The sequence below is a fragment of the Sinomonas sp. G460-2 genome (genome assembly GCF_047759905.1).
Taxonomy (GTDB): Bacteria; Actinomycetota; Actinomycetes; order Actinomycetales; family Micrococcaceae; genus Sinomonas.
In genome coordinates this window covers 1-5,572 of the sequence record NZ_JBKZWT010000239.1, presented here as the reverse complement: position 1 = coordinate 5,572, position 5,572 = coordinate 1, and the positions used below count along the sequence as shown (strand labels likewise).

Here is a 5,572-nt window from a genome sequence, read left to right as displayed (position 1 = left end):
GGCTTGGCGGCCCGCCACGCGGCGACACCGGCCGCGGCCGCCGCCGCGAGGACACCGAAGATGAGCAGGCCGCGCTTCTTCTTCTTGACGGGCTCGTTGGCCACCTGCTGCACGGCCTCCTGGGCCGCGTGGACGGCCTGCTTCGCGGCGGCGTCGGCCTGGCGCACGATACCGGATTCCGCGAGGCGCTGGGCCACGGCGTCGACCTGGCCGGGAGCCGCGGCAAGCCCACGGTTCACGGTCTCGGCCGCCGTCGCGATTCCCTCGGAGATGCGCGGGAGCACCTGGTCCGCCGCATCCTTGATGGCCGGCGCCGCCTTGTCGAGCGCCTCGTGGACTCGCGGCGCCGTGCTGTCGACGATCTCACTGATCTTCGGTGCGAGGTGCGAGAGCCCCTCCTGGAGCTTCGGGGTCACGGTCGCGACGCCCTCTGCCAGATTGTGCGCGGCCGACTTGATCCCCTCCTGAACTTTGGGAGAGGCAGCGTCGAGGCCCTGCTGTAGTCTCGGGACAGCCCACTCGACCGCTGCATCGACGCGAGGCTGTGCCCAATCCCGCGCATTTTCGACGCTGCTCGTCACGGTCTTTTCCAGTGATTTCTTCACGGCTTCCTCCAGACATCGGCTCGGTCACTCGCCAGCCTACGAGAGCATTGCGCCGTATGCTACGAATGTCGGGCATGACGTGGGGTCAAGTTCCGTGATTTCACCGACCGCAGAACGGCCGTCCGGGCCCGGCGGCGGTTCTGACGCCCGTGGAACAATGAGCCCATGAGCGCTATCGCAACCGCTAAGGCAACCATCCACACGAACCACGGCGACATCGTGGTCAACCTCTACGGCAACCACGCGCCGAAGACCGTGAAGAACTTCGTGGGGCTCGCGACGGGCGAGCAGTCGTGGACCCACCCGGAGTCGGGCGAGGACAAGAGCGGCACTCCCCTGTACAGCGGCACGATCTTCCACCGCATCATCAAGGACTTCATGATTCAGGGCGGCGACCCGCTCGGCAAGGGCGTCGGGGGCCCGGGCTACCGCTTCGACGACGAGATCCACCCGGAGCTCAACTTCAAGGAGCCGTACAAGCTCGCCATGGCGAACGCCGGCATCCAGGGCGGCCGCGGCACGAATGGCTCGCAGTTCTTCATTACGACGGTCGACACGAGCTGGCTCTACGGCAAGCACACGATCTTCGGCGAGGTCGCGGACGACGCCTCCAAGAAGGTCGTCGACGAGATCGAGGGCGTGCGCACTGGCCTGCAGGACCGCCCGGTCGACGACGTGGTCATTACGTCGATCGACGTCGAGCAGCTCTGAGCATTCCAACACCAGAATTTAACCGGCTGAAATATTCTCCATGAGTTATGGAATGCCGCCGGGTGAGCCGGCCGCTCCCCCCGTGTGTCCCCGCCATCCGGACCGTGTCTCCTACGTGAGGTGTCAGCGGTGCGGGCGGCCGGCCTGCGCGGAATGCCAGCGGCCGGCTCCGGTCGGCATCCATTGCGTGGACTGCGTTCGCGAACTGTCGGCAGCGCCAGTCCGAACGCGCTACGGGGCGGCGGTCCGCACCGCGGGAGCCCCGATCGTGACGTGGTCGATCATCGCGCTGTGCGTGCTCGTCTACGCGCTCCAGTGGCTCATCCCGAACGACGAGGTCTATCAGGACTTTGCGTACGCGACGGCCCTCACCGAGGTCGAGCCGTGGCGGATGTTCACGAGTGCCTTCCTGCATTCGCAGGGATTCTTCCTCCACATCGTGCTCAACATGTACACGCTGTGGATCTTCGGGCGAGTGCTCGAACCGGCCCTCGGCCGCGCCCGTTACCTCGCCGTGTACGTCATCTCGGCGCTCGGCGGCTCGGTCGGGTTCTTCCTCCTCACCCCCGTCTCGATGAACGGCGTGATCGGTGCCTCCGGGGCGATCTTCGGCCTCTTCGGTGCGCTCTTCGTCGTCGTCCGCCAGCGCGGCGGCGACGTCACGCAGCTTGTGGTGCTCATCGCGATCAATGCCGCGCTGGGCTTCATGGTGCAGGGCATCGCGTGGCAGGCGCACCTGGGTGGCCTGATCGCCGGCGGGCTCACGACGGCGGCCATCGCCTACGCGCCCCGCGGCCGCTACCAGCTCGTCCTCCAGATCGGCGGGATGGTGCTGGTTGTGGCCCTCCTCGTGGTCATCACGCTGGTTCGCATGAATGCCGTGGGGGGATCTCTTCCGACTTCGTCAGACGTTTCCAGCATCTGACTTCCTCTGGACGCCGAGAGGCCCCCACCGGACCACGTCCGGTAGGGGCCTCTCGTGTTTTCCACAAAGGTTTTCCACAGTGTGCACAACTTACAGATGTGTAGTTACTGGCAGGTCACCCCTGCAAACACGGCGATCCGGAGGCATCCGAGAGTATCGCTTCGGATCGACTCTCCCCAGCTGTGGAGAACCGCATGCTCATGCTGTGGATCTCCTGTGGTTCGGGGGATCTCCTGTGGCTCGCGTGCTCGGCGCAGTGGAGGGTTAGCTTCGGCTGAGGATCTCGTCGAGCCGCTCGTAGCCTTCGCTCATGCCGTCGGTCATGCCCGCGGCGAGCATGGCGTCGCGTGCCTCGACGGACTGGAAGGAGGAGCGCACGGTGAGCCGGCAACGACCGCCGCCCAGGTCCTCGAGCTGGGCCGCGTCGAGTTGCACGTGGCCCGGGGCGCCCTCGAACTCGAACGTCTGGACCATCCGCGTCGGGGCGGTGATCTCGTGGAACGAGCCGTGGAAGCCGAACGAGTTCCCCTCGCCATCGCTCTGGCTGAAGCGGTACGCGCCGCCGGAGCGGGCGTCGTAGTAGTCGATCGTCGTCGTGTACTTCCGCGGTCCGATCCACTGCGCGAAGAGCTCAGGGTCCGTGTGCATTCGGAAGACGCGCTCGGCGGACGCGTCGAACTCCCGCGTGACGGTGATGAATGGCAGCCCGGGCTCGGCCGAGACGTCGAGGGTCTTGGTGGTGGTCATGACGGGTCCTCCTGCGATGCGAGCAGCGCGTCGAGGCGCGCGTAGCGTTCCTCGACGGCCTGACGGTAGCCCTCAATCCACGTCGTGAGGCGCGCGAGGGCCTGGATGTCGAGATGGCAGGGGCGGCGCTGGGCGTCGCGACTGCGCGTGATGAGGCCGGCGTCCTCGAGAACCTTGAGGTGTTTCGAGACGGCCTGAAGCGTGACGGAGAACGGCTCTGCGAGCTCGTTGACCGTCGCGTCTCCCTCGGCGAGGCGCGCTACGAGCTTTCGCCGCAGCGGGTCCGAGAGCGCGGCGAAGGCCCGATTGAGCTGGTCCTCCTCGGCCGTCTCGGGGTCTGCTGCAACGGTGCTCATGGCGCCCTTTCCGTGTATTCAACTGATTTCTTGATCAACCAATTGATTGAATACCTTGATCGTAGGCCGACTGGTGGACGCAGTCAAGACCTCGATTTCGGTGGAGTTGGAGGGTCACCACAATCGATGTCCACAGTTCTTGTCCACAGTGTGGGTAACTTACAAGCGTGTAGTTCAGGCCCCGTTAACCCCGCAGAATTCCGGGTCACGATCGCTTTCTCCGCCACAGCCACCGCACTTCTCCACACCTGTGGATAACTTTGGGGATAGGTCCTGTTGGAAAGTGCACAACTTGAGGCGTATCGCGGAGAGGGCGTGCGACCCGCGGGCGAACGGTCCCCTCGCCGCTGTCAGTGCAACGGGTTAGGCTCAGGCCAAGGAGGCCGCCATGAGCAATCTCGAACTTGAGCCCCAGGAGACGCTGTGCGGTACCGGCCAGGCCGGGCCCGCAGCCCACGTGGAGCTCATCGTCCCGCGCGATGTTCCGCTGGGCGGTCCCCGCGCGATGCCGGTCAGACGCACGCTGCCTTCGAAGGAGCGTTCGCTCATCGGCGCGTGGTGCTTCCTTGATCACTACGGCCCCGACGACGTGTCCCTCACCGGGGGAATGCACGTCCCGCCGCATCCCCATACGGGCCTCCAGACCGTGAGCTGGCTCTTCACGGGGGAGATCGAGCATCGCGACAGCGCCGGGCACCACGCCCTGGTCCGCCCGGGCGAGCTCAATCTCATGACGGCCGGACGCGGGATCAATCACTCCGAGTATTCGACGCCGGGGACCACAGTGCTGCATGGCGCGCAACTGTGGGTGGCCCTTCCGGACGGGGCGAGGAACACCGAGCCGGACTTCGAGCGCTACGTGCCGGGCGCCGTCGTCCTCGCTGACCCCGACGGCAACGTGGCGGGCGAGGCGCGCGTGTTCCTTGGCACGCTCGCCGGAAGCGCCGCTCCGGTGCGAACGCACACCCCGCTGCTGGGGGTCGAGATCCTCCTTCTGCCGGAGGCCGAGGCGGTCATTGACGTCGACCCAGGGTTCGAGCACGGTTTCCTGGCCGACAATGCCCCCGCCCTTGTCGAGGGGACCGAGGTCCCTGTCCGGACGCTCGCGTATGTGGCCCCGGGTGCGTCCGCGCTCCGGATTGCGAACCCGGAAACGGCGCCGCTGCGCCTCCTCCTTCTAGGCGGCGCCCCGTTCGACGAGGAGATCACGATGTGGTGGAACTTCGTGGGCCGGGGCCACGAGGAGATCGTCGAGTACCGGGACGCGTGGCAGCGCGAGATCGGCGCCGTCCCCGGCGGGACGGCGGACGACGCCGAACGGTTCGGGCCGGTGGTCGAACTCACCAGCGGCGACTCGGCGCTTCCCGCGCCCGAACTCCCGCACGTCCGCCTCCGCCCGCGCGGAGGCTCGCGAGAAAGGAACGCCCGGTGACGGACCGGATCGAGTTGGCCTGGGTGCCTGAGCATCACCGCTACGAGCTTCGTGACGACGGCAAGCGCATCGGCATGACGCTTTACCGCCCGCAGGAGAAGGGCGCGGTCTACGCGTTCGACCATACGGAGGTTGACGAGGGCTATTCGGGGCTTGGCCTCGCGGGCCGGCTCGTGACGTTCGCGCTCGACGACGTGCGCTCGCGCGGGGTCAAGATCCGGCCGTACTGCCCGTACGTGCGGGCCTTCCTACGCCGGCATCCCGAGTATCGGGATCTTGTGGTCGAGGGATTCGTCGCTCCCGAGGACTGAGTCTCCTGGCCGGGCTCGCTGTGGGGGAGCGATCCCGGTCATCCACAGGGATATCCCCAGCGTGGATAACTTACAGCCATGTGATTCGGTCGGATTGGCCGCCGTTGGCTCGCCCGACCCAACGAAATCCACAGCCTGTGGATAATTTGTCGCACAAAGTTCACATCATGTGGATGCTTGCCGCAATCTGTCGCGGCGCACGCGGTGTAGCGTTGCTGACCGGTGATTCGACCGCTCCCTCGCAGAGGAACCCCATGAGCATCGTGTGGAAGCCCATCGAATCCGCGCAGGCCTCGGCCTGGGCGGAACTCAGCAACCTCCTCTCCAACACCGCAGGTGTGGAGGACCATTACGCCCCCGAAGACCTCGCCGCGGAGCTCGAGGAGCCGGGGGTTGATCCCCTCCTCGACACGCTTGGAGCCTGGGACGGCGGCGCGATGGTCGCGTACGGCCAGCTGCGCGTGGCGCCAGGCCCGCGCGACGGG

7 protein-coding genes and 1 pseudogene are annotated in these 5,572 nt (G+C 66.5%); 5 read left to right on the top strand and 3 right to left on the bottom strand.

Annotated features, from left to right (window positions below; all coding sequences use genetic code 11):
• Positions 1-605: pseudogene (locus tag ACLN58_RS16940) on the bottom strand (hypothetical protein); the annotation flags it as partial.
• 165 nt (positions 606-770) lie between these two features.
• Here ACLN58_RS16940 and ACLN58_RS16935 point away from each other — a divergent pair.
• Complete coding sequence (locus ACLN58_RS16935; protein WP_415856423.1) at positions 771-1,316, top strand: peptidylprolyl isomerase; 546 nt, start codon at positions 771-773, stop codon at positions 1,314-1,316.
• A 268-nt stretch (positions 1,317-1,584) separates the two neighbouring features.
• Complete coding sequence (locus ACLN58_RS16930; RefSeq protein WP_415856422.1) at positions 1,585-2,241, top strand: rhomboid family intramembrane serine protease; 657 nt, start codon at positions 1,585-1,587, stop codon at positions 2,239-2,241.
• Positions 2,242-2,505: 264 nt separating this feature from the next.
• On the opposite strand, the gene ACLN58_RS16925 is transcribed toward ACLN58_RS16930, so the two are convergent.
• Positions 2,506-2,988, bottom strand: coding sequence for an SRPBCC family protein (locus tag ACLN58_RS16925; protein WP_415856421.1), 483 nt, complete (start codon positions 2,986-2,988; stop codon positions 2,506-2,508).
• Positions 2,985-3,344 (bottom strand): ArsR/SmtB family transcription factor, encoded by a 360-nt coding sequence (locus tag ACLN58_RS16920; protein WP_415856420.1) that lies wholly within the window; start codon positions 3,342-3,344, stop codon positions 2,985-2,987. Before ACLN58_RS16920 ends, ACLN58_RS16925 begins: the two co-directional genes overlap by 4 nt.
• Before the next feature lie 388 nt (positions 3,345-3,732).
• Between ACLN58_RS16920 and ACLN58_RS16915 the strand changes: the two genes are divergently transcribed.
• The 3 genes from ACLN58_RS16915 to ACLN58_RS16905 form a co-directional block, all read left to right on the top strand.
• Entirely contained in the window at positions 3,733-4,776 is a 1,044-nt protein-coding gene (locus tag ACLN58_RS16915) for a pirin family protein (protein WP_415856419.1), read from the top strand.
• Complete coding sequence (locus ACLN58_RS16910; protein WP_415856418.1) at positions 4,773-5,087, top strand: GNAT family N-acetyltransferase; 315 nt, start codon at positions 4,773-4,775, stop codon at positions 5,085-5,087. The genes ACLN58_RS16915 and ACLN58_RS16910 overlap by 4 nt, the downstream gene beginning before the upstream one ends.
• A 254-nt stretch (positions 5,088-5,341) precedes the next feature.
• A partial coding sequence (locus tag ACLN58_RS16905; RefSeq protein ID WP_415856417.1) for a hypothetical protein occupies positions 5,342-5,572 on the top strand: 231 nt, incomplete at its 3' end.